Source organism: Rubrivirga marina (genome assembly GCF_002283365.1).
GTDB classification, from domain to species: Bacteria; Bacteroidota; Rhodothermia; order Rhodothermales; family Rubricoccaceae; genus Rubrivirga; species Rubrivirga marina.
Genome location: NZ_MQWD01000001.1, coordinates 3441228 through 3465739, shown reverse-complemented (window position 1 = coordinate 3465739; position 24512 = coordinate 3441228). Strand labels below are relative to the sequence as shown.

Here is a 24512-nt window from a genome sequence, read left to right as displayed (position 1 = left end):
GGTGGCCCGCCTCGACGACCCTCGCGACCGGGTCACTCCCACGGCCTTCCGGATTGCCCCGGACCTCCTCGGCGTCCGGCTGGCGACGCCGGCGCGGCGGGCCGCGGCGCTCGGCATCGACCTCCTGCTGGCCGGACTGGTCACCGCCCTCGGCGGGCCCGGCGCGGCGGCGCTGGCGGCGGCGATCCTGTTCTTCCTCGTCGCGATGCGGCGCGGGAGCCGCCACCCGTTCCGGCGGGCGGTCCGCGGCGCGCTCGTCGGCGTCGGCGCGCTCATCCTGTTCGGCATCGCCTACGGGCTCATCGACTCGGGCGGCGACTCGCTGGAGACCTACGGGGGCCCTGGCTCGGACGAGAGCTACGCCTACGGACCCCAGGACCTCGACGACGTCCCCGGCATGGCCGGCCTCGACCGCGGGCTCACCGAGGCGGGCATCGACGTCGAACTGAGCGATGCCCTCGGGAATGCGGCGTCGGACACGCTCAGCGCGGAGGAGCGCACGGCCGCCGAGCGCGACCTCCGGGCCCTCGCCGACGCGCTCGCCGCGGGCGACACGCTCGCCGTCGACAGCCTCCGCGAGACCGTGACGCCGGTCGTCGCGGGCGCCGAGGTCGCCCGACTCCACGCCCGCAACGCGGCGCTCGACGACCGCGCCGACGACCTGGACGACGAGGTCGACGACCTCCGCGAGGCGATCGAGTCCCCGAGCTTCATGCGCTCCGTGCGCGCGTTCGGCGCCGACTTCGGGCTCTCCCTCGGCTGGATCGGCGTCTACTTCACGCTCACGCTGGCGTGGTGGGGCGGATACACGCCCGGGAAGCGGCTCCTCGGGATCCGCGTGGTCCGCCTCGACGGCCGGCCGCTGTCCCTGTGGAACGCGTTCGAGCGGTTCGGCGGATACGCGGCGGCCATCGTGACGGGGCTCGTCGGGTTCGCGCAGGTGCTCTGGGACCCGAACCGGCAGGGCGTCGAGGACAAGATCGCGGGGACCGTCGTGATCCGAATGGCGGACCCGATGACGCCGCTCCGCGTCGAGACTCCATCCGATCCTCCGCTCGGAACCGGTTCCGACGCCTGACGCGGACGGCCAACCGTGCGACCTTGGGGATCCCGTCTCCGCGCACCTCCCCGATGGCGAACACGTCACTCAACAAGGACAAGATCAAGATCCTCCTGCTGGAGGGCATCCACGAGAACGCCGTCGAGACGTTCGCCGACGCCGGCTACGACCACGTCGAGAGCCTGAAGGGGACCGTCGAGGAGGCCGACCTCCCCGGCCTCGTCCGCGACGTCCACTTTCTCGGCATCCGCTCGCGGACACAGTTGACGGCCGACGTGCTGGCAGCGGCCGAGAAGCTGGTCGCCGTCGGCGCCTTCTGCATCGGGACGAACCAGATCGACCTGGACGCGGCCAGTCGGCACGGCGTGGCCGTGTTCAACGCACCGTTCTCGAACACGCGGTCGGTCGCCGAGCTCGTGCTGGCGGAGGCGATCCTGTTGCTCCGGGGCGTGCCCGAGAAGAACGCGAAGGCCCACCGCGGCGAGTGGGCCAAGAGCGTCGGGACGAGCCGCGAGATCCGGGGCAAGACGCTCGGGATCGTCGGCTACGGCAACATCGGGAAGCAGCTGTCGGTCCTCGCCGAGGGCCTGGGGATGCGCGTCCTGTTCCACGACACAGCCGACGTGCTCCCGCTCGGCAACGCCCACCCCGTGCCCGGCCTCGACGACCTCCTCGCCGAGGCCGACGTGGTCACGCTCCACGTACCCGACACGGAGCAGACGCGCGGGCTCATCGGCGAGGACCAGATCGCGCGCATGAAGCGGGACGCCGTCCTCATCAACGCCTCGCGCGGGACCGTCGTCGACCTCGAGGCCCTCGCGGCGGCGCTCGACGGCGGGATGCTCGCTGGGGCGGCCGTCGACGTGTACCCGACCGAGCCGACGTCGAACGACGACCCGTTCGCGACGCCGCTCCAGGGCGTCGACCGCGCGCTCCTCACGCCGCACGTCGGCGGCTCGACGGTCGAGGCGCAGCAGAACATCGGGGCCGAGGTCGCCGGCAAGCTCGTCCGCTACAGCGACAACGGGAGCACGATGACGTCGGTCAACTTCCCCGAGGTCGCGCTCCCGCCGCACCCCGACTGCCACCGGATCCTGCATGTCCACCGCAACGTGCCGGGCGTGATGGCGGCCGTGAACCGTGTGTTCTCCGACCTCGGCGCCAACGTCGACGCGCAATACCTCCAGACCCGCGGCGAGCTCGGCTACGTCGTGACCGACGTGGACCAGCGGGCGTCGGAGGACGCGCAGGAGGCGCTCCGCGAGGTCGAGGGGACGATCCGCACACGCGTGCTGTTCTAGGCCGGCGCTCGATCTTGGCGGTCTCGCCCAGACCGCCGTGATCGTCCCCCGAACCCCGTTCGCTCCTCACGCCGTCGACGGCCACTACGACGAGCTCGACGCGTTCTACCGCGAGGTGTGGGGCGAGCACGTCCACCACGGGTTGTTCGAGACGGGACGCGAGTCGGTCGAGGACGCCACCGAGGCGCTGGCGCTGTGGGTCCTCAACGCGGCCGGGGTGGGGGAGGGCACCCGCGCCGTCGATGTCGGCTGCGGGTACGGCGGGACGGCCCACCTTGGGGCGGCTCGCGGCGCCCTCGTGACCGGGCTCACGCTGTCCGAGGCCCAGGCTGCCGTCGCCCGCCAGCGGCCGGCACCGCCGGGTGGAACGGCGCCGACGGTCCTCGTCCGCAACTGGCTGGCGAACGACCTGCCCGACGGCGCCTTCGACGCGGCGTGGGCCGTCGAGAGCACGACGCACATGCCCGACCGGCCCCGCGTGTTCACCGAGGCGGCCCGGGTGCTGCGGCCCGGCGGCCGGTTCGTGCTGTGCGTGTGGATGGCCGGTCCGTCGCCGCGCGAGTGGGAGGTTCGCCACCTCCTCGAGCCGATCTGCCGCGAGGGCCGCCTCGCCGGCCTCGGCACGGCCGCCGAGAATCTCGGCTGGCTCCGCGACGCCGGCCTCGAGGTCGAGCGCGAGGAGGACTGGAGCCGCGCCGTCGCCCCGACGTGGACGCGCGTCGCCCGGCGCGTCGCCCGAGGTCTCCTCGCGGACGCCCGCTATCGAGGCTACCTCCGCGACGCGTCCCAGCGCGACCGCGCGTTCGTGTGGACGATTCTCCGTCTCGTGCTCGCCTACCGGACGGGCGCGATGCGCTACGGGGTGTTCGTCGCGCGAAAGCCGGGGTAGGAGGGAGCGAGAGTGGAAGCGCTTACTTTCCGGCCCCCGCGCTCGCGTTCCTCGATGCCGACAGTCGCTCCGCTTCTCGTCCTCGTCCTGCTCGCCACCACCGCCCACGCGCAGCCCTCCGATGCCGACCGGCTCCGGGGCTACGCGGACCGTGGCGACGAGGTCGTCTTCGTGTTCGACCCGGCGCTGTACGGTCTGAGCCCCGACCGCGTCGTCGTGACTGGCCCGTTCCGGGCGTGGAGCACGAACGACGCCGAGGCCGAGTGGCAGTTGGCCCCGGGCGACGCCGGCCTGTGGACGCTGGCCGTCGAGGCCGAGGCGGCCCGCCTCGGGCCGGCCACGCCGTTCAAGTTCCGCGCCGACGGGAGCTGGCTCGACCCTCCTGCCGGGGCAGCCAATGTCGCGGGCGGCAACCTCATTTATCGGTTCGGCGAGGTCCCGACGCGCCTGGTGGCCGAGCTCCGCGGGGAGAACGCTGTGTGGGTCCGAGTCGAGGGGGCCGCCCGGCCGCTCGCGGCGGAGGCCTACCGCGTCGAGCGGTGGGACGGGGAACCCGTGGCCGTGACGGGCCTGACGCCCCACGAGGCGGAGACGGCCCTGCTCACGAGCGCTCCCCTCGACCCGGACCAGGTCCACTACGTCGAGGCCGACACCGAGGCGGGCACGGTGCGGGCGATGGCCCGGTTCGACGGGCTGTGGCGGGACGTGGCGAGCGACGTCCCGCTCGGCGTGGCGCCCTCCGACTGCTGTGGCGGCAACCCGGACTGTGCGATCGGGTGCGCCTCCGCTCACGACGTTCGCCTCTTCGCACCCCGGGCCGATTCGGTAGTCGTTCACCTGTACGAGTCCCGTACGGGACCGGAGGTGGCCCGGCACGCGCTGTCCCCTAGACAGGGCAGCGTCTGGCACGCCCGGGTCCGCGGGGACCTGCCCGGGACGTGGTACGATTTCTCGGTCTACGGCCCCGGCGGCCCCGGCTCCGCGTTTACGAACCAGACCGGAGAGACCGTCTCCGACCCGTACGCGCTCGTCTCCGACGACTCGTGGGGCCGCGCCCGGATCTGGCGCGACGACTTCGAGCCCCCGCAGCCCGTCGCGGGCGGGCGCCCAGCAATGGAGGACGTCGTCGCCTGGGAGGTCCACCTCCAGGACGCGACCGACGAACTCCCGGTGCCGGAGGGGGTCGGGCCCCTCGAGGCGTTCGCGATACCTGGCCTCACCAATAGCCGCGGCGAGCCGGTCGGGATCGACTACGTCGAGCGCCTCGGCGTCAACGTGGTCCACCTCATGCCCGTCCAGGAGTTTCTGCACTACCCCGACGACGCGTGGCAGGCGGCCTTCGCCGACGACCCGTTCATGCAGGAGCAAGGCATCGCCAAGGAGAACTACCAGTGGGGCTACCGGACGACCCACGCGCTCGCCATCGAGAGCCGGTTCCGCTCCGAGGGCGACGAGCCGGGCCACGAGCGCGAGCGGCTCCGCGACCTCGTCGACGCATTCCACGAGCGCGGCATCGCCGTCGTGGTCGACGTCGTGTTCAACCACACGGGCGAGAACATGGAGGGCGTCGAGCAACTCCTGACCTTCAACGGGATCGACAAGTGGTACTACTACCGGCTCGACGACGACGGCAACCACATCGGAGCGTTCGGCAACGAAGTGAAGTCGGAAAACCGGCCGTTCGTGCAGCGCTGGCTGCTCGACCAACTCCGCCAACTCGTCGAGGTGTTCGGCATCGACGGCTTCCGGATCGACCTCGCGGGGCAGACCGACGAGCAGACGCTCCGCTGGCTCCAGGCCGAGCTGGGCGAGGACGTCCTGATCTACGGCGAGCCGTGGATCGGGTCGAACGACCCCGACTACGAGGCGAACCCGTCTTGGGACTGGTACAAGGCCGACTCGCCCATCACCTTCTTCCAGGACGAGGCCCGCAACGCGTTCAAGGGCTCGCCGCTCGACGACCCGACGCCGGCCCCGAGCTCCCGCGGGTTCGCCGGCGGCGACCCCGAGGCGCGCGAGGCCGCGCTTGTGGGCGTCGCCAACGCCTACCCCGAGGAGCCGACGCCGAACGCCGGCATCAACTACCTCGACATCCACGACAACTGGGCCCTCGCGGATCGCTTCGCGTCGTGCCAGACGGGCGACTGCGCGTGGGACGGCAGGGAGGGCGTCCGTGCCGCCGAGATGCGGATCGCGGCGACGTTGTTATTGACCTCCCTCGGCCCCGTCGTGATGCACGGCGGGACGGAGATCGCGCGCTCGAAGGGCCTCGCGTCGCTGCCCGGGGAGATCGACGGCGAGTGGGAGCGGACCGAGATGGCGGTCGCACCGATCTACATCAAGGGCCGCGGCGACACCTACAACCTCCGCGCGGCGAACGCTTTCCTCTGGGAGACCGTCGGCAACCGGGAGGGCCCGGTCGATCACGCCGAGATGTTCGACTGGTGGGAGGGGCTCATCGCGCTCCGGCTGTCGGAGGCCGGCGAGGTGTTCCGGGTCGGCGAGGCCGTGCCGGAGGGGTGGGTCCGCCCGTTTTACGGGGAGGACGGACGTGTCCTCGCGTACCTCGTCGGCGGCCGGGTGCTGGTCGGCATCAACGGAGGCGATCAGCGCGTCCAGATCGAGGTCGACGCGCCGGACGGGTCCTGGCGGACTGTCGCCCGCTCGACGGCGGAGGATGCGATCGTCGCGCTCGACGGTGAGGTGCCGGACACGGTCTCCGTTGTGGGCGGGAGCCCGACGTCCGTCGTGGTCGAGCCGAAGGGCGTCGTCGTGATGGTTCGCGAGTAGCCCCGCCTCGGCGCCGAGGCGGGGCGGCCACAGGGCGCCGGTCAGCGCCCGCCGCGCCCGACGTCCCAGCCCGACGCGAACGACGGCGGCATCCCGATGTTGAACTGGGCCTCGCCCGGCCGCATGTCGGTCCACACGCGGACCTCGGCCTGCTGCGCGTTCGCGTCGTTCGGCTCGAACACGGCGCGGGCCGCGGCGACGCCTTCGTCCCACCCGCCCTGCGGCGCGCGGACGGTGAGCGTGCCGCTACTCATCTGGACCCGGACGGCGGAGACTCGGTCCGCCCCGGGGACTCGGCCGGACCCGACGTAGAGCGAGTCCAGGTACCGGAGCTCGATCGGCGGCGAGAACCGACGGCCTTGGCCGAACGAGATCGACCGGGCGGCGGGCGCGTTGGCGGGCGCCTTCCAGACGGCCCGCCCGGGGCCGCCGTCGACGGTCTCGAACATGATGCCGGCGCGGAACCAGAGGAGCGAGTCGCGGATCTGCGCCTCGGCCGGGGCCGAGAGGAGGAGGGCGAGGGCGGCGAGGACGAGGAGTCGCGGCATGGGGAGCAGGGGAGAGGTCGCCGGTCCCTCCGCAGTTCGGACGCGTCGGGGCGCACCGAAATGAGAGTGGCACGGCTCGGGAGCGCTTCCGACCTTGCGGTCCCTTCTCCCCGACCTGCCCCCATGTCCGCAGTCCCCAAGGTCTCCGCCTACGAGATCGCCTCCGGCAACTTCGAGCGCGCCGCTGACCTCCTCGACCTCAGCCCCGAGTGGCGCAAGCTCATCCGGACGCCGTTCCGCGAGATGAAGGTCGAGGTCCCGCTCTACCGCGAGGACGGCTCGTTCACGACATTCATCGGCTACCGCATCCAGCACAACGGGGCGCGCGGGCCGTTCAAGGGCGGCATCCGGTTCTCGTCGCTCGTCGACGAGCAGGAGGTCCGGGCCCTGGCCGAGACGATGACCTACAAGACGGCGCTCGTCGACGTCCCGTTCGGGGGCGGCAAGGGCGGCGTGAACGTGAACCCGCCGGACCTCACGACGCGCGAGCTCGAGCACGTCACGCGGCGCTACATCTCGCGGATCCATCTCATCCTCGGCCCCAACCGCGACGTCCCGGCGCCCGACATGGGCACGAACGCCCAGACGATGGCCTGGATCGTCGACCAGTACGGACGGCAGCACGGGTACAACCCGGCCGTCGTGACTGGCAAGCCGCTCGAGCTCGGCGGGAGCCCCGGCCGCGAGCAGGCGACGGGCCGCGGCGTCATGCTCGTGACGTTGGCCGCCGCGCGGGACCACCTCGGCAAGGTCCCCGGTGACCTCCGCGTGGCCGTCCAGGGCTTCGGCAACGTGGGCATGAACGCGGCGCTCCTGTTGGCCGAGCGCGGTGCGACGGTCGTCGCGGTGAGCGACCACACCGGCGGCTACTACAAGGCCGACGGCCTCGACCTCGACGGCCTCGTGGCGTACGTCAACCGCGAGGGTGGCGACCGGACCCTCCGCGGCTACGACGGCGCCGATGCCGTCTCCGGCGACGAGTTCATGGGCGTCGAGTGCGACGTGCTCATCCCGGCCGCCATCGAGAGCGCGATCCACATCGACAACGTCCACACCGTCCAGGCCAACCTCGTGGTGGAGGGCGCCAACCTCCCCGTGACGCCTCGCGCCGACGAGGCGCTTCGGGAGCGCGGCGTGATCGTCGTCCCCGACATCCTCGCGAACGCGGGCGGCGTGATCGTGAGCTACTTCGAGTGGAGCCAGAACTTCCAGCAGTACCGCTGGAGCCTCGAGAACGTGAACGACCGGCTGGAGAACATCCTCCTCAAGGCCTACCACGACGTCGCGGAGAAGCAGAAGGAGCTCGGCTCGACGATGCGCGAGGCCGCCTTCGCGCTCGCCATCGGCCGCGTCGTCACCGCCGAGAAGCTCCGCGGTTCGCTCTAGCCCCGCCCACCTCGACGCCGAGGCGGACCGAGTCAGCGACCGGTCAGCCGCTTGGCGAGCCGGAGTGCGGGGTGCATCTCCCGACGTGCGATCGGTGCCGGCGCGAGCGACGGGCCGAACTGGCGCTTGAACTCCGCGATGGGCGGCGTGTTGGCGCCCCCGAAGTCGAACGCGGCGACGCCCTCCGCTGCGAGCTGGCGGAGCGCGTGCGTGAGGAGGACCGTCATGGCCGGCCCGGGCTCGCTGCCGGCGATCCAGTACGTCGCCGTCCGCCCATCGCTCGGGGCCACGAAGGCGGCCTCGGTGACGCCGCCCCGGCGAGCCGCGAACGTCCGCGCGAGCCCGGCCTCGTCGAACGCCCCCGCGAGCCGCACGAGGCGCTGGGGATCGAGCCCGAGGTCAGTGCCGTGACGCTTGTAGCCCTCCATCATCAGGCGGACCGCGTCGGCGGCGAACTCGGGGCCGACGACGAAGTCGAACGCCTCGGTCTCCCGCCGCACCGTCCGGCGGGTCGACGACGAGTACCCGGGGAGGACGTCGTTCTCGCCGAGCGCGAGGCGGTAGGTGGACCGGGGCGAGACCGTCCAGCCGGCCCAGGTGTAGGGCCGGAGGTCTTCGTCGCCGAGTGCGAAAGTGGCCTGGTCCACCTCGGCGTCGAGGCGGAGGAGGAGCCGGTCGAGCGGCGACGTCCGGTCGTGCGTGTCCGTCTCGCGGAGCGGCGCCGCCAGGAGCGGCCGATGGACGGGGCAGACGGGCGGGAGGGCCGCCGCCACAAACGGCCCGCGCCGCTTTTCGAAGACGGGGACGGCGGCCGACCACGCGCCGTCATCCTCGACGGCCAGGACGCGGGCGGGGAGGTCGAAGGCGTCGGCGTAGGCGGCGACGGCGGCCGGGTGCGAGAACGGCGAGCGCCCGGGGCTCCGCTCCCAGAGCGCGGCGTAGCGGGGGTCGTCGGGGGCGGGCAGGACGGGCGGCGGGAGTGGACCCGGAAGGTACCGGACGCCGGGAGCGCCTTGGGGGACGGCGGCCTGCGCAGGGTTTTCGTGTTCTCATCACTCCGGCCGCGCACGCCCGCGCCGGTCTGGGGCTAGCCTGTGCACCGAAAGGGACCCAGCACCGGCGCGCGGAGACGCCGCCGGCCCAGGCTTTCCCCCGTGAGGGGACTCTCCGGACGAGAGGCAGGAGCGTGGACGCGGACCGGGCAACGCCCGAGGCCACGACGGCCATCCCACGCTTCGAGGCCGACGCCTCTCCTCCGCCGCGCTGCGGCTTCCCATGACGTTTTCTGATCTCTCCCTGCGCCCCGAGCTGGCGCAGACCGTGGCCGACCTCGGCTACACCGAGCCGACCGCCATCCAGGCCGGCCTCATCCCGGTCCTCCTCGACGGCCGCGACGCCATTGGCCAGGCCCGGACGGGCACCGGCAAGACGGCCGCGTTCGCGCTCCCGCTCCTCCAGAAGCTGGCCACGCACGAGGACCGCGGCACGATCCGCGCGCTCGTCCTCACGCCCACCCGCGAGCTGGCCGTCCAGGTGTCGAGCGCGATCTACACCTACGGCGAGGCCCTCGACATCCGCTCGCTCCCGATCTACGGCGGGCAGCCCTACCACAAGCAGATCCGCCGGATCAACCGCGGCGTCGACGTCGTGGTCGCCACGCCGGGCCGGCTCGTGGATCTCCTCTCGCGCCAGGCCATCGATCTCGGGGCCGTCGAGACCGTCGTGCTCGACGAGGCCGACGAGATGCTCTCGATGGGCTTCGCCGAGGACCTCGAGACGATCCTCCAGGCCACGCCGGAGGTCCGCCAGACGGCGCTCCTCTCGGCCACGCTCCCGAGCCGGATCCGCAAGATCTCGCAGACCTACCTCACCGACCCCGAGACGATCGCGGTCGCCGAGGGCGACCGGACGGCCGAGGACATCGAGCAGAAGGCGTTCCTCGTCCAGGGCCGCGACAAGCTGGCCGCGATGGTCCGGCTGATCGAGACCGACGACGTGACGAGCGCGCTCGCCTTCGTCCGCACCCGCGAGGCGACGGCCCGGCTCGCAGCCGACCTCAGCGCGCTCGGCTACGCCGCCGAGCCGATCTCGGGCGAGCTCAGCCAGGCCCAGCGGACGGCCGTCCTGGCCCGGTTCAAGAAGCAGCAGGTCCGCATCCTCGTCGGCACCGACGTCGCGGCGCGCGGGCTCGACATCGACCACGTCTCGCACGTGTTCAACATCGACCTCCCGGTAGACGCCGAGTCCTACGTCCACCGCGTCGGCCGGACCGGCCGCGCGGGGCGCGAGGGGACGGCCTACTCGCTCGTCGACCCGCGTGAACGAGGGCTCCTGCACCGCGTCGAGCGGGCCGCTCAGCGTGAGATCCCGTTCGCGGAGCTCCCGTCGGTCGAGGACGTCGAGACTGCCCGGGCCGAGCGCCTCGTCGCCGCCGTCGCCGCGAACATCGAGCACCCGCCGGTCGAGGACCGGAAGATCATCCTCGACCTCGTGTCGGCCGGCGAGGACCCGATGCGGATCGCCGCCGCGGCGCTCGCCGTCGCCCGGAAGGCGCGCAACGAGATGCCGATCGAGCCGATCTCCGAGGTCCGCGAGACCCGCTCGCGCTCGAACTCGCACCACTCCGATCGCGGCCGGTCCCACGGCCGGTCGTCCAACGGGTCGGATCGGAGCTCGAGAGAGTCCGGCTTCGTCCGCCTCGCGCTCGACGCGGGCCACGACGCGGGCGTCCGCCCGGGGCAGGTCGTCAGCGCCCTCGCGCGCACGGCCGACATCCCGGGCAAGGCGCTCGGCAAGATCCTCATCGACGACCGCCACACGCTGGTCGACGTGCCGGAGCCGCTCGTCGACGCCGTCCTCGCGCAGTCGGGCGACTACCGGTTCGGCAAGCGCCTCGCGCGGATCCAGGTCGCCCAGTAGGCGGACCGTCGTTCGTTTCCGGCCCCGGCCGCCTCGGCACCGAGGCGGCCGGGGTCAGTCGTTTCGGGTGGGCCCGACGGCGCGAGCCGCGAGGCGGAAGACGAGGAGGCCGTAGAGCGGTGCGCCGACGACGGCGCCCGCGAGTCCGGCCCAGAGGCCGCCCCACACCAGCCCGAGCCCGGCGGGGAGGAGGGCGAGGGCCGCCGCGCACGCGCTCCAGATCAGGTCCACCAGGATCCGGGCGAACGGGGCGTCGGAGACCCGCGCGATGACCGCGAGCTGGACCAGCCGTGCGGCGACGCCACCCGCCGCCAGGAGCTGGAGCGCGAGCGTGATCTCGCCGACCCACGCGCCGGCCACGAGGGCGCCGCCGACCAGCGCGGCCGTCCAGACGCCCGTGCTCAGCTCCTCCCGCTGCCGCTCGGTGACGTCGAAGACCCGTGTGAGGGGAGGGGCCACGGCGGCCAGGAGGAGCCAGGGCGTCAGCGTCCGAGCGATGACGCCGGCCTCCCGCCAGGGCTCGCCGAAGACGACGGCGAACAGCTCGGGCCCCAGCACCGCGACCGCCCCCACCGGGAACGCCGCGAACGCGACGAGCCGGCCAAAGGACGTCTCGACGAGCGGCCCGAGGCGGCCCTCCCGCGTCGCCTCGGCCGCGCGGACGTAGAACACCTGCCCGACGGCGTCGGTGACCAGCCCGATCGGCACGGCGACGGACGCGATGGCGACGGTGAACTGCCCCACGAGCGCCGGCCCGAACGCGCCGATGAGGACGAGCGGCGGGAGGCGGGCCGCGAGCTGCGTCATCCCCGAGGCCGGAAGGCCGAACGCGGGGAACCGTCGGAAGCGCCGGGCGAGCGCGCGCAGGTCGGCCCCGGCCGCCTCGCTGAACGCGCCGCCGCGGACGGCCGCCGCGAGGCCGACGGCCGCCAGCACCACCGCGCCGGCTGCCGCACCGGCCACGAGCCCCCATGCGGCGCGGTCCCGGAACAGGATCTGGGCGCCGACCGAGACCACGGCCTGCGCAAGAATCGCCAGGGAGATCGCCCGGAACCGCTCGACCCGCGTCAGCCACGACTGCGTCGCGGCGGCCACGCCGAGGGCCGTCACCACGACCGGCAGCACCACGAGGAAGGGCGCGACCTCGGGGACCCCGAGCGCGGCCCCGGCGGCGTCCCGAAGCGGCAGCAGGAGCGCCAGCAGCACGCCGGTGGCGGCCGACCCGATGAGGGCGAGCATCAGGACGCCGGCGCCGTCGCGGTCGTCGCGCGGCACCACGATCGCGTCGTCGTACCGGAGCGTCGCGAGCGTCGCGAGGAGGTAGGCCGGCGCGAGGATCACGCCGAGGAGGCCGAAGGCCTCGGGCGTGTAGAGCCGCGTGAGGACGGGCCGCGCGGCGAACACGAGCGCCTGCGCCGCCGTCGCCCCCGTCACGAGCGTGAGCACCTGCCGGGCGGACCGCCCCCCGCCGAGCGCCTGGAGCCGGTCGAGAGCCGCGCGCCTCCGGCTCACCTCGGCGCCCCCACGGACCCACCGAGGCGGCCGGCCTCGGGGACGGGGTGGACGGAGCGCCCGGCCGCCCCGCAGCCGGCGACCCGCCTCATCCCCCATCCCGCATGCCTCATCCCGCTAGAGGATGTACTGGCTGAGGTCGCGGTTCTTGACCACGCCGGCCAGCTTGTCGTCCACGTCGGCGGCCGTGATCTCGATGGCGTCGCCGTGTGGGCCGTCGGGGACGTCGAAGAGGAGGTCTTCGAGGAGCGTCGTCAGGATCGTGTGGAGTCGACGCGCGCCGATGTTCTCGACCTCCTCGTTCACGCGCGCCGCCGTCTGGGCGATCGCGCGGACCGCGTCGTCGGTGAACGTGAGCTCGACGCCCTCCGACGCGAACATCGCCGCGTACTGCTTGAGGAGCGCGTTCTCGGGCGCCGTCAGGATCTGGACGAAGTCGTCCTCCGACAGCGACCCGAGCTCGACGCGGATCGGGAAGCGGCCCTGGAGCTCCGGGATGAGGTCGCTCGGCTTCGAGACGTGGAACGCCCCGGAGGCGATGAACAGGATGTGGTCGGTCTTGACCGAGCCGTGCTTCGTCATCACCGTCGAGCCCTCGACGATGGGGAGGAGGTCGCGCTGGACGCCCTCGCGCGAGACGTCCGGGCCGGAGCCGCCGCCGGAGCCGGCGCCCTGCCGCCCGGCGACCTTGTCGATCTCGTCGATGAACACGATCCCGGCCTGCTCGACGCGCCGGAGCGCCTCGGCCTTGGCCGACTCCTGGTCGATCAGCTTCTGCGCTTCCTCCTGAGCCAGGAGATCGAGCGCCTCGGGCACCTTCACGCGCCGCTTCTGGCGCTTCTTGCCCATCCCGCCGAGCATCTCCTGGAGGTTGATCCCCATCTCTTCGAGCCCCATCGGCCCGAACATCTGGAGGTTCGTCGTTTTGTCGAGCGTCACGTCGACCTCGACCTCGCGCTCGTCGAGCTTCCCCTCGTCGAGCCAGTCGCGGAACTTGGCGCGCGTCCGCTGGCGGTGCTGCTCGTCATCGTCGGACGCCTCGGTCTGAGGCGTCGCGGGCTGCTGCTGCCCTCCGAGGGGGAAGCCGAACGGGTTCTGGGTGCCGGCCTTCGGCTTCGAGGGCGGGACGAGGATGTCGAGGAGCCGGTCGACGGCGCGCTCGCGGGCGGGCTCCTGGACCCGCTCGACCTGGGCGTCGCGGGCCTGCGTCACGGCGAGGTCCACGAGGTCGCGGATCATCGACTCGACGTCGCGGCCGACGTAGCCGACCTCGGTGAACTTGGTGGCCTCGACCTTGACGAACGGGGCGCCGGTGAGCTTCGCCAGCCGCCGCGCGATCTCGGTCTTGCCGACGCCGGTCGGCCCGATGAGCACGATGTTGGCCGGCGTGATCTCGTCGCGGAGGGCCTCGTCGGCGTGGAGCCGGCGCCAGCGGTTGCGGAGGGCGATGGCGACGGACCGCTTGGCGTCGCTCTGGCCGACGACGTACTTGTCGAGCTCGGCGACGATCTGGCGCGGCGTGAGCCCGGCGAGGTCGTCGACGGGCTCAGCGCTGGCGGTCGTCGCGGGGAGGGTCGTGGTGGCGTCCATGGAATGAGTCTGCGTCTGTGCGCCGGCTACGCCCACCGGGTAAGGGGTGATGCGTGAAGAGTGAGGGGTGACGGCACAATCCCCACTCCCCGTTGGGCACCCCTCAAATCTCCGCGTCGTCCTCGAACGGGAGCCCGTCATCGGCCGTCTGGACCGACGCCCCGTGGATCTCTTCGCGGACCTCCGTCACGGCGGGGTGCTCGCCGTTCACCAAGAGCACCGTGTAGTCGTACGGCATCCCCTTGCGGCGCTCGAGGCGGACGGCCCCGCACTCCTCGAGGTCCGCGACGAGCGACTTCGGGTCGTGCCCGTCGACCTCGCCGATCTCGTCGCTGAGGCGGCGGAGGAGGGGCGTGAGGTAGATCTCCTCGTACTGCCCGAAGAACTTCTCGATCACCTCCAGGGCGTCGTAGTCGATCTCGTACTGCGGGTCCTGGGCCTCTTCGAACTCGGTCGTCTGGATCGGCGTGCCGACCTCGGCCTCGGGCGGGAGCGAGTTGCTCGGGAGCAGGTCGTTGGCGTCGACGAACTCGCCGGCGTCGGTGTGCTCCAGGAGGTACGGCGAGAGGTGCTCCTTGAAGCCGACGACGAGCACGCGCTTGTTCTGGGCCAGGAGGGCCGTCACGACCGGCGCGTAGTCGCGGTCGCCAGCCAGGAGGACGTACGTCGTGATCTCCGGGTGCCGGCTCCGCATCTCGACGGCGTCGACGGCCAACTGGAGGTCCGTGGTGTTCCGGTGCATCGTGGCCGGGACGTAGACCGGCTCGATGGCGTGGAGGTAGAGCGTCCGCTGGACGTGGCGCGTGTGGTCGTCGAGGCCGCCGAAGTCGGCGTAGGCGCGGCCGCGGACGAGGCGCGTGTCGTCGGCGGCGAGGCGGTCGCGGAGGGCCTTGAAGAGGTGGCCGGCGAGGTCGGCGGAGGACCCGTCGCGGCCGAGGCGGCCCTTCAGGTAGTGGTGGAGGTTTTGATAATCGACGAGGACGGCCGCTTGGCGGGCGCCCTCGACGCCCTCGGGCGCGATCTCAGACATGGGAGCGATGGCTTGCGGGGTACGGAATGCGCGCGAAGGAATGGCGCGCGGCCGCAAGCTACGTCCGCTCGTCTGCTCGGGGGTTCCCCCACCGCGTCGACGCCGAGGTGGGGGGAGCCAGGGCCGACTACTCCTCGGCGTCGAGCTCGAGGACCGTCGTGTGGAGATTCGTGTAGATGCAGATCTCGCCCGCGATGCGGAGCCCCTCCTCGACCATCTCCTTGGCCGACAGGTCGGGGGCGTGCTTCATCATGGCGCGGGCCGCGGCGAGCGCGTAGCTCCCGCCCGAGCCGATGGCGAGGATCGGGTCGTCGGGCTCGATGACGTCGCCGGTGCCCGAGACGAGGAGGAGCCGGTCGGGGGCGGCGACGGCGAGGAGCGCCTCGAGGCGGCGGAGGTACCGGTCGGTCCGCCAGTCCTTGGCGAGCTCGACGGCGGCGCGGACCGTGTTGCCGCCGTACTGCTCCAGCTTGGCCTCGAACCGCTCGAAGAGCGTGAACGCGTCGGCGGTGGAGCCGGCGAAGCCGGCCAGGAGCTTGCCGCCGTAGAGCGGGCGCACCTTCTGCGCCTTGTGCTTCATGACGGTGTCGCCCATCGTGGCCTGCCCGTCGGAGCCGAGGGCGACGCGGCCGTTGTGGAGGACGCCGAGGACGGTCGTGGCGTGGATCGGGGTCAAAACGCGTGCGGTCTGTGGGCGCCCGGCGACGTGCCGAGGCGGGCGGGGTTTCGAGTGCGGGCCGGCTTGTTGCGTGATTCGTGGCGGCCGGGCCCCCACGCGACGTGGGTAAGGAGACAGCCTACCGCCCTTCGTAGTCCGCCAGGAGCTCGACGATCTGGTCCTGGGCGCTGTTCACGCGGCTCGTCGAGACCGTGTAGTTGTTGCACAGCAGCGAGAACGCGAGGATGTCGCCGGAGGCGCTCCGGACGTAGCCCGAGAGCGTCCGGGCGCCCGAGATGTAGCCGGTCTTCGCGCGGACGTTCCCGCGCGCGTCGCCCGAGCGGTAGCGGCTGCGGATCGTGCCGGTGTAGCCGCCCACGGCTAGCGAGTTCCAAAACGCCTCGCGCGTGGCGCGGTCGGGGTGTTGGTACATCCCGCGGAGGACGCCGACGAGACCGACCGGCGTGAGCCGGTTGAGCGCCGAGAGCCCCGACCCGTCGGCCACGCGGAAGCTCTCGGGGTCGACGCCCACGCGCTCGAGGAACGGCTTCGACGCCTCGAAGCCCGCGAACGCGGAGCCCGTCGGGAGGTCGGCCCCACGATAGACGTAGGCGCCGAGCGTGCGGAGAAGGTGCTCGGCGTAGAGGTTGTTCGACGACTCGTTCGTCTCCTTGATGATCTCCGAGAGCGGCGGCGACGTGGTGGTCGCGACGCGGGTGAGGAGCTCGTACCGCGGCCGGCGGCCCCACTCGTCGACGTCGACGGCCGCGCCGACGACCTCGATCCCCTGGTCCTCGAACACTCCGATCATCGTCGAGACGAAGTAGTCGGTCGGGTTGACGATCGACAGGTCCTCGGTCTCGGTCCGCCCGGCGGGAACGCTGGCCGACACCGTGAACACGTTCTCCGAGAGCGCGCGGTCGTACCCCTCGCGGATGCCGCCGCCGGACGTCGTGGTCGAGCGGTTGACGAACCGGGCGTAGCCGTAGTCAGGCTCGACCTCGATCCGGGCAGGCGACCCCGGGGAGGTGCCGTGGACCTCGACGTGGACCGTCCCCTCGTTGAACTGGAGGCCCGAGACCTCGGCGCCGTAATACCACTTGAGGTCGTCCCACTGCCAGCCTTGCCCGAGGTGGACGTTGTCGAACACGTCGTCGTCGCCGATCACGTCGCCCTGGATCCGGCGGATGCCGGCCGCGCGGAGGCTGTCGGCCCACTGCCGGAAGACGCGGAGCATGTCGCCGTCGGCGTAGCGCCCGCCGATCGTCGGGTCGCCGGCGCCCCGGACGATGAGCGAGCCGAGCAGCGTCCCGTTCTGGACCTCGCCGTCGGCGTAGAGCCGCGTGCGGTAGCGGAAGCCCGGTCCGAGCGCGTCGACGGCGGCGGCCGTCGAGAGGATCTTCATGTTGCTCGCCGGGATGAACCGGCGTGCGGCGTTCCGGTCGTAGAGCTCCGTTCCGGTGTCGAGGTTGACGACGTAGGCGCCCCAGTAGGCGTCGTCGAAGGCCCGGGCGTCGAGGACCTCGTCGATCCGCTCGGCGAGGCCCGCCTGCGTCGAGGTCGGCTGGGCGCCGGCGGCGACGGCGAACAGGGCGAGGAGGAGCGGGAGAAGTCGGTGGCGGACGGACATCGGGGGGCGGACTGGGACGGCGGCCGGAACGGCGGGAAGAAACAGGATCGTGCGCTCCCGGACGCCGCGCGGGGGGAGAAACCGGAGTCGACCCTCAGAGCGTCCGAGGCCGGCCTACTCGTCGGGCGTCGTCGCCTGGAGCCGGGCCTCCAGGGCCGCCTGCTGGCGCTCGATGCCGAGCGAGTCACGCGCGGCAGCCTCGAGGATGGCCTGCTCCGGATCGGGCCGCGTCAGGAGCACGTAGACGTAGCCCACCTCAGAGATCGGCGCGGCCGGGTCGAGGTGGATCACGTAGTCGTTGCGCCCGGCCGCGGCGTACGCCGTGTCGACGCGGCCGACGGGGATGCCGGCGGGGAAGACGCCCGAGAACGGGCTCGTCACGACGAGCATCCCGCGCTCGACGGGCTCCGTCTTGACGACGTACTCCATCGTGAGCCGGTCGAACGCGGCGCCGTCCCACCGGACGACGCCCTCGCGCCCGAGCGCCTCGATGGCCGCCGGCACGCGGAACTGCGTGTTCTGGTGCGGCATCACCACCGAGTACCGGTCGCTCGTGAGCACGACGCGCCCCACGATGCCGCGCTCGTTGATGACGGGCATCCCGACCTCGATCGAGTCGCGGGCCCCGGCGTCGATCGTCAGCAGGTTCGTCTGCTCCGTGATGTCCTTCGCCACGACGCGGGCCACGACGCGGCGCGTGTTCGTGGTGTCGGGGAACTGGAGGAGCGAGCGGAGCTGGGCGTTCTCGGCCGACGCCTCCCGCAGCCGGGCCACCTCGGCGGAGAGCTGGGCGGTCTCGGAGCGGAGCCGCTCGTTCTCGACGAGCGACCGGCGGAACTGCGCGGCCCGCTCGAACGCGCCCTCGACCGGGGCTGTGACCGTGAGGCTCGCCGCGCGGGCGGCCCGGAGCGCCGGCCCGTTCCGGCCGACGAAGATCACGATGCCGACGAGGAGAAGCGCTCCGAACACGACGTAGTCGCGCGAGCGCTCCCAGACCTGCTGCGCAAGGGCCATCCGAGAGGAGGGGGGAGGGTTCGGGCCGCCTACTCCCGAGCGCGGGGGCGGTTCGGGGAAGGCGGGAGGTCCTAGGGGTGAGACGTGAGGACCCCCCGCTATGTCCGCCTCGGCGCCGAGGCGGGGAGCCTCTCGTCATCCGCCTCACGCTCGAGGACTCAGTTGCTCAGCACCGGCATGTAGCCGTCGATGTCCTCCAACACGGAGCCCGTCCCGCGGACGACGGCCGTGAGCGGGTCCTCGGCCGAGAACACCGGCAGCTCGGTCCGCTCGCGGAGGTAGTCGTCGAGGCCCTTGAGGAGCGCGCCGCCGCCGGTGAGCATGATGCCGCGCTCGAGGACATCGCCGCCGAGCTCCGGCGGCGTCCGCTCCAGCGCCCGGACGACGGCCGCGGCGATCTGGTTGACGCTCGGGCGGAGCGCCTCGCGGACGTCCTCGCTCGACACAACGCGCGTCTTGGGGACGCCCGTCACGAGGTCGCGGCCCTTGACCGAGAGCTCGAGCTCGGGGTCCAGCTTCTGCGCGCTCCCGATCTCGCACTTGATCCGCTCGGCCGTCCGGCTCCCGATGAGGAGGTTGTGGTGCTTCTTGAAGTACTGCATCACGGCCTCGTCGAGCTCGTTGCCGCCCACTCGGATCGACTCGTCGACGACGATGCCGTTGAGGGCGATCACCGCGATCTCGGTCGTCCCGCCGCCGATGTCCACGATCATGTTGCCGACGGGCTCCTGGACGGTCAGCCCGATCCCAATGGCGGCGGCCATCGGCTCATCGATGAGCATGACCTGGCGCGCGCCCGCGTTCTGGGCCGCGTCCTTGACGGCGCGGCGCTCGACCTCGGTGATGCCGCTCGGCACGCAGATGACCATCCGCCCGATGCTCGTCAGCCAGCCCGGCTTGACGCGGCGGATGAGGCCTCGGATCAGCGCGTCGGCGACCGAGAAATCGGCGATGACGCCGTCGTTGAGCGGCCGGATGGTCTCGATGTCCTTGTGCGTTCGTTCGTGCATCAGCAGCGCCTCGGTCCCGATGGCGACGGGCTTGCCGGACCGCCGGTCGATGGCGACAATGGACGGCTCGTTGAGCACGATCCCCTTGTCGCGGACGTGGATGAGCGTATTGGCGGTGCCGAGGTCGATGGCGACGTCGACCGAGAACGGGTTGAGCACGGGGGCGGGGGGAGATCGGGCGGCGCGATGGGCGCCGGTCGGAGGCAGCGGGAGGCACGTGGTCGTCGGCCCCGTCCGTCCGGGGGCCGTGGTGGGCAGCACGCACGGGCGTCAAGCTAACGAGGCGCCCCCTCCAGACCCGGGCCCGCGGGCTTGATTTTTCAGGGAGGACCGAGAGCCCCGGCCGCGGCCCGTGCCGCCGCAGTCCGGGGTTAGCGGATGGATGCGAGAGCGTGTGTAGACTGTGGGGGCCGCTGCGCCTCCCCATGCCGAACCGTCCGCCTGAGCCCTCCCTCCGCCAGCAGGCGTTGTGGGTCACGGGGCTGCTCGACAGCCCGCCCGAGCCCTCCTTCGACCGGCTGACGGACCTCGTGCGGATGATCCTCGACGTCCCGGTCGCGCTGGTGTCGCTCATCGACCGCGACCGGCAGTTCTTCAAGAGCCAGCAGGGCCTCCCCGAGCCGTGGTGCTCGCTCCGTCAAACCCCGCTCTCGCACTCGTTCTGCCAGCACGTCGTGGACCAGGCGGAGCCGCTCGTCGTCCCCGACGCTCGCGAGCACCCGTTGGTCCAGGACAACCTGGCCATCGAGGACCTTTCGGTGGTGGCCTACCTCGGCGTCCCGCTCGCCACGCCCGACAACGTCGTGATCGGGTCGCTCTGCGCCATCGCCCCCGAGCCGCGGCAGTGGACCGAGCGAGACCTCGCGACGCTGGAGGCGCTGGCGGAGTCGGTGATGACGGAGATCGCCGTCCGGTATCACCTCGAGCAGCGGAACGCGGCCGCCGCCGAACTCGAAGCGACCAGCGCGTCGCTCCGCCTGCTGAACCAGGACCTCGAGTCCCGAGTGGCCGAGCGGACCGAGGAGGTCCAGGGTCTGGCGAATGCCCTCACGATGGCGGAGCAGGAGGAGCGCCGACGGATCGGCCACGTGCTCCACGACGACCTCCAGCAAGTTCTCCACGGGGTCCAGATGATGCTCGCTGTCGGCGACCACCACCGGGCCTCCGAACTCGTGGAACACGCCTCGCGGCTGACTCGGACGCTGGCCCACGAACTGACCCCGCCCGTCCTCCACGAGGGGACGCTCGGCGAACTCGTGGGCTGGCTGGCCGATCAGCAGAAAGACGTCTACGGGCTCGAGGTCGAAGTGGACGTTGAGGACGGGATCCCCCAGGTTGACGAGGCCGTGCGGGTCCTGCTCTACGGCGTGCTCCGGGAGTTCCTGTTCAACGTGGTCAAGCACGCCGGGGCCCACCGGGTGCTACTGACGGTCGAGGCCGCGGCGGCGGCTGGCGTCCGAATCGTGGTGGCCGACGACGGCGTCGGGTTCGACCCGTTGGCGGCCCGCCGGGCGGGCGGGATCGGGCTGGCGGGGGCCCGGGACCGGATCCGGCTCGTCGGAGGGTGCCTCGACATCACGTCGGCGCCCGGGGCAGGGACGCGCGTCTCGATCGAAGTGCCCGCCTCGCCGGGGCTCAGTGGCGGAAGTGCCGCCGGCCCGTGAAGGCCATGGCCACACCGCGGGCGTCGGCCGCCGCGATCACCTCGTCGTCGCGGACGCTCCCGCCGGGCTGGACGGCCGCCGTCGCGCCCGCCTCGGCGGCGGCCTCGAGGCCGTCGGCGAACGGGAAGAACGCGTCGCTCGCGACGACGCAGCCCGCGAAGTCGAGCTCCGACTTGGCGCCCTTCGCGACGGCGATCTCGCTCGCGTCGATCCGGCTCATCTGCCCGGCCCCGATCCCGAGCGTCGCGCCGTCGCGGGCGTAGACGATCGCGTTCGACTTGACGTGCTTGCAGACGCGCCACGCGAAGTCGAGGTCGGCCCACTCGCGCTCGGTCGGCTGCCGCTCGGTCGGGACCGTCCAGCCGTCGCGAACGTCGGCCGCGAGAGGGGCGTCGGGGTCCTGCACGAGGAGCCCTCCGGAGACCGTCCGCACGTTCCGACCGTCGCCCGAGGCGGCCAGGTCCGCACTGACGAGCCGGCGGTTCTTCTTCTGCTGGAGGAAGTCGAGCACGCCGTCCTCGAAGTCGGGCGCGATGATGATCTCGGTGAACACGGCGTCGATGGCCTCGGCCGTGGCCTGGTCAAGCGGCCGGTTGACGACGACGATTCCGCCGAACGGGCTCTGACGATCGGTCGCGAACGCTTTGTGGTAGGCCGTCTCCAAGCCGTCAGCCTGCCCGACGCCGCACGGGTTCGTGTGCTTGAGGATCGCGACGGTCGGTGGCCCTCCGGCGAACTCCTTGACGAGGTCGAGCGCGGCCGTGAGGTCGATGAGGTTGTTGAACGACAACGCCTTGCCATGGAGCACCTCGTAGATCCCCGACGCGTCCCCGTAGAGCGCCGCCCGCTGGTGCGGGTTCTCGCCGTAGCGGAGGTCGTCGGCCTTCGGGAGATCGACGGCGAAGCGCTCGGGCATCGCCTCCGCCTCGTCCGCCTCGATGCCGAGGTGGGGGGAGTCGCCGGCGAAGAAGGCGGCGATGGCGGCGTCGTAGTCGGCCGTGTGGGCGAACCCTTTGGCCGCGAGGCGGCGGCGCGTGGCCATCGAGAGCGTCCCGTCGTGGGCCTCGAGCTCGTCGGCGACGGCGTCGTAGTCGGCCGGGTCGACGATGGCGGCGACGAAGGCGAAGTTCTTGGCCGCCGCGCGGAGCATCCCCGGTCCGCCGATGTCGACGTTTTCGGCGGCCACGGCGTCGGTCGCCCCGCCTGCCGTCGCCTCCCGGAACGGGTACAGGTTGACGGCGACGAGGTCGATGGGGGCGATCCCGTGCTCCTCGAGCTGGCCGAGGTCGTCGGGATCGGTCCGCCGGGCGAGGATGCCGCCGTGGATGGCCGGGTGGAGGCTCTTGACGCGGCCGTCGAGAATCTCGGGGAAGCCGGTGACGGCGGCCACGTCGGTCACGGGCACACCGGCCTCGCGGAGCGCGCGGGCTGTGCCGCCGGTCGAGAGGAGCTCGACGCCGAGGGCGTGGAGGCGTTGACCAAAGTCGGCCAGGCCGGCCTTGTCGGAGACGGAGAGGAGGGCGCGGCGGACGGGGTAGCGGTCGTCCGGGGCGGGGAGGTCCTTGGCAGAGATCACGATGCGGAGGGGCGGGACGGAGGGAGGATGCGGACGCGGCCGGCCTCCACCTGGAGGCGGCCGTCGGCGAGGAGGGCGAGGGCCTGGGGGAACAGCCGGTGCTCGACGGCGAGGACGCGCGTGGCCAGCGTCTCGGGCGTGTCGTCGGGTTCGACGCGGACGGCCTCTTGGAGCACGATCGGCCCGGTGTCGTATTCGTCGTCGACGAGGTGGACCGTCGCGCCGGTCACGCGGCACCCCGCGTCGAGGACGCCCTGGTGGACTCTTTTCCCGTACCACCCGGCTCCGCCAAACGCCGGCAGGAGGGAGGGGTGGACGTTGAGGATCCGGTCCCTGAAGGCCCACACGACGGGGTCCGGGATCTTCTTGAGGTAGCCCGCGAGCGCGATGGCGTCGGCCTCCTGACGGGCGAGCGCGTTGAGGAGCGCCTGCGCGAAGCGGGACGCGTCCGACAGCGGGGCGATCACCTCGGTTGGGATGTCGCGGGCCTCGGCCCGCGCCAGCGCCCCGATCCCGGGCCGGTCGCTCACGAGCAGGACGGGCTCGGCGCGGAGCCGGCCCGCGTCAATGGCGTCGAGGATCGCGCCGGCGTTGGAGCCGCCGCCGGAGGCGAACAGGGCGAGGCGCATGGGGGATGGGAGGAGGGGGACGGGGGAGGGGCGCTCCCCTCACGCCGCCGGTGGCCGCGGCTTGCCGAACCGGAGGATGTGGACGAGGATCGACAGGACGAGCACGAGCGTGACGACGTTCGCGACGATGATCGGCGTGTCGCGGATGAGGAGCCCGTACGCGAGCCAGAGCACGATGCCGAGCGTGAACAGGCCATACATCCCCAGCGAGAGGTCGGCGGAGGAGCCCGAGCGCCACGCCTTCAGCACCTGCGGGACGAAGGACGCCGTGGTGCAGGCGGCCGCCACCAGCCCGAGGAGAGTGACCCCACTCATCGGGCCACCGGATCGATCACGTGAAGTCGAGCCTCGCCGTCGCCGCACGTCAGCCGGGCGCGGACGCCGACGGGGACCGTGCTCTTCCGCGGCACGTGCCCGTAGACGAGCCCCGTCGCCACCGGCCCGCCGACGTGGGGCGCGTACTGCGCCAGCACCTCGTCGACGGAGTACGTCGGGCGGCCCTCCGGGACGTCGGCGCCGGTAAACATCCCGAACACGAGCCCCCCGAGTCGGTCGAGCACGCCGCCGAGGCGGAGGCGGGCGAGCATCCCGTCGATCCGGTACGGCGCCTCGCCGACGTCCTCGACGAACAGGATCGCCCCGTCGAGATCGGGGAGGTAGGGCGTCCCGAGGAGGGCCGTCACGAGCGCGAGGTTGCCGCCGAGGAGGACGCCCTCGGTGTCGCCGTCCGCGAGGGGCGAGAGCGCCTCCCCACCGGGGCCGACCACGTCGTAGCCCGCGTGGCCGCCGACGACGCGCCAGAAGTCGGCCTCGGTCTCGGCGTCGAGCCCCTTGGCCCAGTCGGAGGCGAGCATGGGGCCGGAGACGCCGGGTAGGCCCGCCTCGGCGTAGAGCGCGAGGTGGAGCGCCGTCACGTCGGAGTAGCCGACGACCAGCTTCGGGTGCGCGCGCGCGGCGGCGTAGTCGACCCGGTCGAGGATGCGGAGGAGGCCGTAGCCGCCCCGCAGGCAGACGACCGCGTCGAGGTCGTCACGGCGGAGCGCGGCGTTGAGCGCGTCGGCACGGGCGTCGTCAGCCCCCGCGAGGTAGGCGGTGGGGCCGCCGGCGACGTCGAGCACGTCGACGGTCAGGCCCCGCCGGTGGAGCGCGTGGAGCCCGGCCTCGACGTCGGCGGGGTCGAGGGCCGCGCTCGACGGCGAGACCACGGCGACGTGGCCGGACGGGGCGAGCGGACGGGGGAGGGACACGGCGACCGGAGAGGACGCCTCAAGCTACCGGGAGCCTGCACGTCGTGCGCTACCTTCTC

Annotated in this window: 20 protein-coding genes; 7 read left to right on the top strand and 13 right to left on the bottom strand. The window is 72.4% G+C overall.

The window, feature by feature from the left end:
- Position 1: 1 nt before the first annotated feature.
- Genes BSZ37_RS22390 through BSZ37_RS14670 form a run of 4 tightly spaced genes read left to right on the top strand, consistent with a single transcriptional unit; the run spans position 2 to position 6040 of the window.
- Positions 2-1078, top strand: a complete 1077-nt coding sequence (locus tag BSZ37_RS22390) for an RDD family protein (RefSeq protein ID WP_218830513.1) — start codon at positions 2-4, stop codon at positions 1076-1078.
- Between the two features lie 53 nt (positions 1079-1131).
- Entirely contained in the window at positions 1132-2361 is a 1230-nt protein-coding gene (serA, locus tag BSZ37_RS14680; RefSeq protein WP_095511278.1) for a phosphoglycerate dehydrogenase, read from the top strand.
- Positions 2362-2398: 37 nt separating this feature from the next.
- A complete protein-coding gene (locus BSZ37_RS14675) occupies positions 2399-3250 on the top strand; it encodes a methyltransferase domain-containing protein (protein WP_095511277.1) in 852 nt (283 codons plus the stop codon).
- 54 nt (positions 3251-3304) lie between these two features.
- Positions 3305-6040, top strand: coding sequence for an alpha-amylase family glycosyl hydrolase (locus BSZ37_RS14670; protein ID WP_095511276.1), 2736 nt, complete (start codon positions 3305-3307; stop codon positions 6038-6040).
- Between the two features lie 41 nt (positions 6041-6081).
- On the opposite strand, the gene BSZ37_RS14665 is transcribed toward BSZ37_RS14670, so the two are convergent.
- Positions 6082-6588 (bottom strand): hypothetical protein, encoded by a 507-nt coding sequence (locus tag BSZ37_RS14665; protein WP_095511275.1) that lies wholly within the window; start codon positions 6586-6588, stop codon positions 6082-6084.
- Positions 6589-6711: 123 nt separating this feature from the next.
- On the opposite strand from BSZ37_RS14665, the gene BSZ37_RS14660 reads away from it, so the two are divergent.
- On the top strand, positions 6712-7974 hold the full coding sequence (locus BSZ37_RS14660) for a Glu/Leu/Phe/Val family dehydrogenase (RefSeq protein ID WP_095511274.1): 1263 nt from the start codon (positions 6712-6714) through the stop codon (positions 7972-7974).
- 32 nt (positions 7975-8006) lie between these two features.
- Here BSZ37_RS14660 and BSZ37_RS14655 read toward each other — a convergent pair whose 3' ends face one another.
- A complete protein-coding gene (locus tag BSZ37_RS14655; protein ID WP_179299661.1) occupies positions 8007-8747 on the bottom strand; it encodes a GNAT family N-acetyltransferase in 741 nt (246 codons plus the stop codon).
- 502 nt (positions 8748-9249) lie between these two features.
- Here BSZ37_RS14655 and BSZ37_RS14650 point away from each other — a divergent pair.
- A complete protein-coding gene (locus BSZ37_RS14650) occupies positions 9250-10893 on the top strand; it encodes a DEAD/DEAH box helicase (RefSeq protein ID WP_095511272.1) in 1644 nt (547 codons plus the stop codon).
- Positions 10894-10947: 54 nt separating this feature from the next.
- Here BSZ37_RS14650 and BSZ37_RS14645 read toward each other — a convergent pair whose 3' ends face one another.
- The 7 genes from BSZ37_RS14645 to mreB all read right to left on the bottom strand — a co-directional run bounded on the left by BSZ37_RS14645 (position 10948) and on the right by mreB (position 19496).
- On the bottom strand, positions 10948-12405 hold the full coding sequence (locus tag BSZ37_RS14645; RefSeq protein WP_179299660.1) for a lipopolysaccharide biosynthesis protein: 1458 nt from the start codon (positions 12403-12405) through the stop codon (positions 10948-10950).
- A gap of 117 nt (positions 12406-12522) precedes the next feature.
- Positions 12523-13995 carry an ATP-dependent protease ATPase subunit HslU gene (gene hslU / locus BSZ37_RS14640; RefSeq protein ID WP_095511270.1) on the bottom strand — a complete coding sequence of 491 codons (1473 nt, stop codon included), beginning with the start codon at positions 13993-13995 and terminating at the stop codon, positions 12523-12525.
- A 103-nt stretch (positions 13996-14098) separates the two neighbouring features.
- Complete coding sequence (locus BSZ37_RS14635) at positions 14099-15025, bottom strand: NYN domain-containing protein (RefSeq protein ID WP_095511269.1); 927 nt, start codon at positions 15023-15025, stop codon at positions 14099-14101.
- A gap of 127 nt (positions 15026-15152) precedes the next feature.
- Positions 15153-15701, bottom strand: coding sequence for an ATP-dependent protease subunit HslV (gene hslV, locus BSZ37_RS14630; RefSeq protein ID WP_095511268.1), 549 nt, complete (start codon positions 15699-15701; stop codon positions 15153-15155).
- Positions 15702-15822: 121 nt separating this feature from the next.
- Positions 15823-17313, bottom strand: coding sequence for a D-alanyl-D-alanine carboxypeptidase/D-alanyl-D-alanine endopeptidase (gene dacB / locus BSZ37_RS14625; RefSeq protein WP_095511267.1), 1491 nt, complete (start codon positions 17311-17313; stop codon positions 15823-15825).
- A gap of 114 nt (positions 17314-17427) precedes the next feature.
- Complete coding sequence (gene mreC / locus BSZ37_RS14620) at positions 17428-18327, bottom strand: rod shape-determining protein MreC (RefSeq protein ID WP_095511266.1); 900 nt, start codon at positions 18325-18327, stop codon at positions 17428-17430.
- Positions 18328-18485: 158 nt separating this feature from the next.
- Entirely contained in the window at positions 18486-19496 is a 1011-nt protein-coding gene (gene mreB, locus BSZ37_RS14615) for a rod shape-determining protein (protein WP_095511265.1), read from the bottom strand.
- Positions 19497-19762: 266 nt separating this feature from the next.
- On the opposite strand from mreB, the gene BSZ37_RS22385 reads away from it, so the two are divergent.
- On the top strand, positions 19763-21001 hold the full coding sequence (locus BSZ37_RS22385) for a GAF domain-containing sensor histidine kinase (RefSeq protein WP_095511264.1): 1239 nt from the start codon (positions 19763-19765) through the stop codon (positions 20999-21001).
- Here the strand turns inward: BSZ37_RS22385 and purH are convergent.
- From purH to BSZ37_RS14590, 4 genes are read right to left on the bottom strand one after another with little or no spacing between them, the layout of a single operon-like run.
- Complete coding sequence (gene purH, locus BSZ37_RS14605; protein WP_245838634.1) at positions 20973-22577, bottom strand: bifunctional phosphoribosylaminoimidazolecarboxamide formyltransferase/IMP cyclohydrolase; 1605 nt, start codon at positions 22575-22577, stop codon at positions 20973-20975. The genes BSZ37_RS22385 and purH overlap by 29 nt on opposite strands.
- Positions 22574-23206: a phosphoribosylglycinamide formyltransferase gene (gene purN / locus BSZ37_RS14600; RefSeq protein ID WP_095511263.1), complete on the bottom strand. Its 633-nt coding sequence runs from the start codon at positions 23204-23206 to the stop codon at positions 22574-22576. The genes purH and purN overlap by 4 nt, the downstream gene beginning before the upstream one ends.
- A 39-nt stretch (positions 23207-23245) precedes the next feature.
- Positions 23246-23521 carry a SemiSWEET family sugar transporter gene (locus BSZ37_RS14595; protein ID WP_095511262.1) on the bottom strand — a complete coding sequence of 92 codons (276 nt, stop codon included), beginning with the start codon at positions 23519-23521 and terminating at the stop codon, positions 23246-23248.
- Positions 23518-24453: a S66 peptidase family protein gene (locus tag BSZ37_RS14590; protein WP_095511261.1), complete on the bottom strand. Its 936-nt coding sequence runs from the start codon at positions 24451-24453 to the stop codon at positions 23518-23520. Before BSZ37_RS14590 ends, BSZ37_RS14595 begins: the two co-directional genes overlap by 4 nt.
- Positions 24454-24512 lie beyond the last annotated feature (59 nt).

Excerpts from the sequence above, each read along its gene's own strand:
- BSZ37_RS14635 (WP_095511269.1), bottom strand. The coding sequence starts at position 15,025 with ATGTCTGAGATCGCGCCCGAGGGCGTCGAGGGCGCCCGCCAAGCGGCC.
- BSZ37_RS22385 (WP_095511264.1), top strand. The coding sequence starts at position 19,763 with ATGCCGAACCGTCCGCCTGAGCCCTCCCTCCGCCAGCAGGCGTTGTGG.
- BSZ37_RS14650 (WP_095511272.1), top strand. The coding sequence starts at position 9,250 with ATGACGTTTTCTGATCTCTCCCTGCGCCCCGAGCTGGCGCAGACCGTG.
- BSZ37_RS14670 (WP_095511276.1), top strand. The coding sequence starts at position 3,305 with ATGCCGACAGTCGCTCCGCTTCTCGTCCTCGTCCTGCTCGCCACCACC.
- purN (WP_095511263.1), bottom strand. The coding sequence starts at position 23,206 with ATGCGCCTCGCCCTGTTCGCCTCCGGCGGCGGCTCCAACGCCGGCGCG.
- BSZ37_RS14595 (WP_095511262.1), bottom strand. The coding sequence starts at position 23,521 with ATGAGTGGGGTCACTCTCCTCGGGCTGGTGGCGGCCGCCTGCACCACG.
- serA (WP_095511278.1), top strand. The coding sequence starts at position 1,132 with ATGGCGAACACGTCACTCAACAAGGACAAGATCAAGATCCTCCTGCTG.
- mreC (WP_095511266.1), bottom strand. The coding sequence starts at position 18,327 with ATGGCCCTTGCGCAGCAGGTCTGGGAGCGCTCGCGCGACTACGTCGTG.
- BSZ37_RS14665 (WP_095511275.1), bottom strand. The coding sequence starts at position 6,588 with ATGCCGCGACTCCTCGTCCTCGCCGCCCTCGCCCTCCTCCTCTCGGCC.
- dacB (WP_095511267.1), bottom strand. The coding sequence starts at position 17,313 with ATGTCCGTCCGCCACCGACTTCTCCCGCTCCTCCTCGCCCTGTTCGCC.
- BSZ37_RS14660 (WP_095511274.1), top strand. The coding sequence starts at position 6,712 with ATGTCCGCAGTCCCCAAGGTCTCCGCCTACGAGATCGCCTCCGGCAAC.
- hslU (WP_095511270.1), bottom strand. The coding sequence starts at position 13,995 with ATGGACGCCACCACGACCCTCCCCGCGACGACCGCCAGCGCTGAGCCC.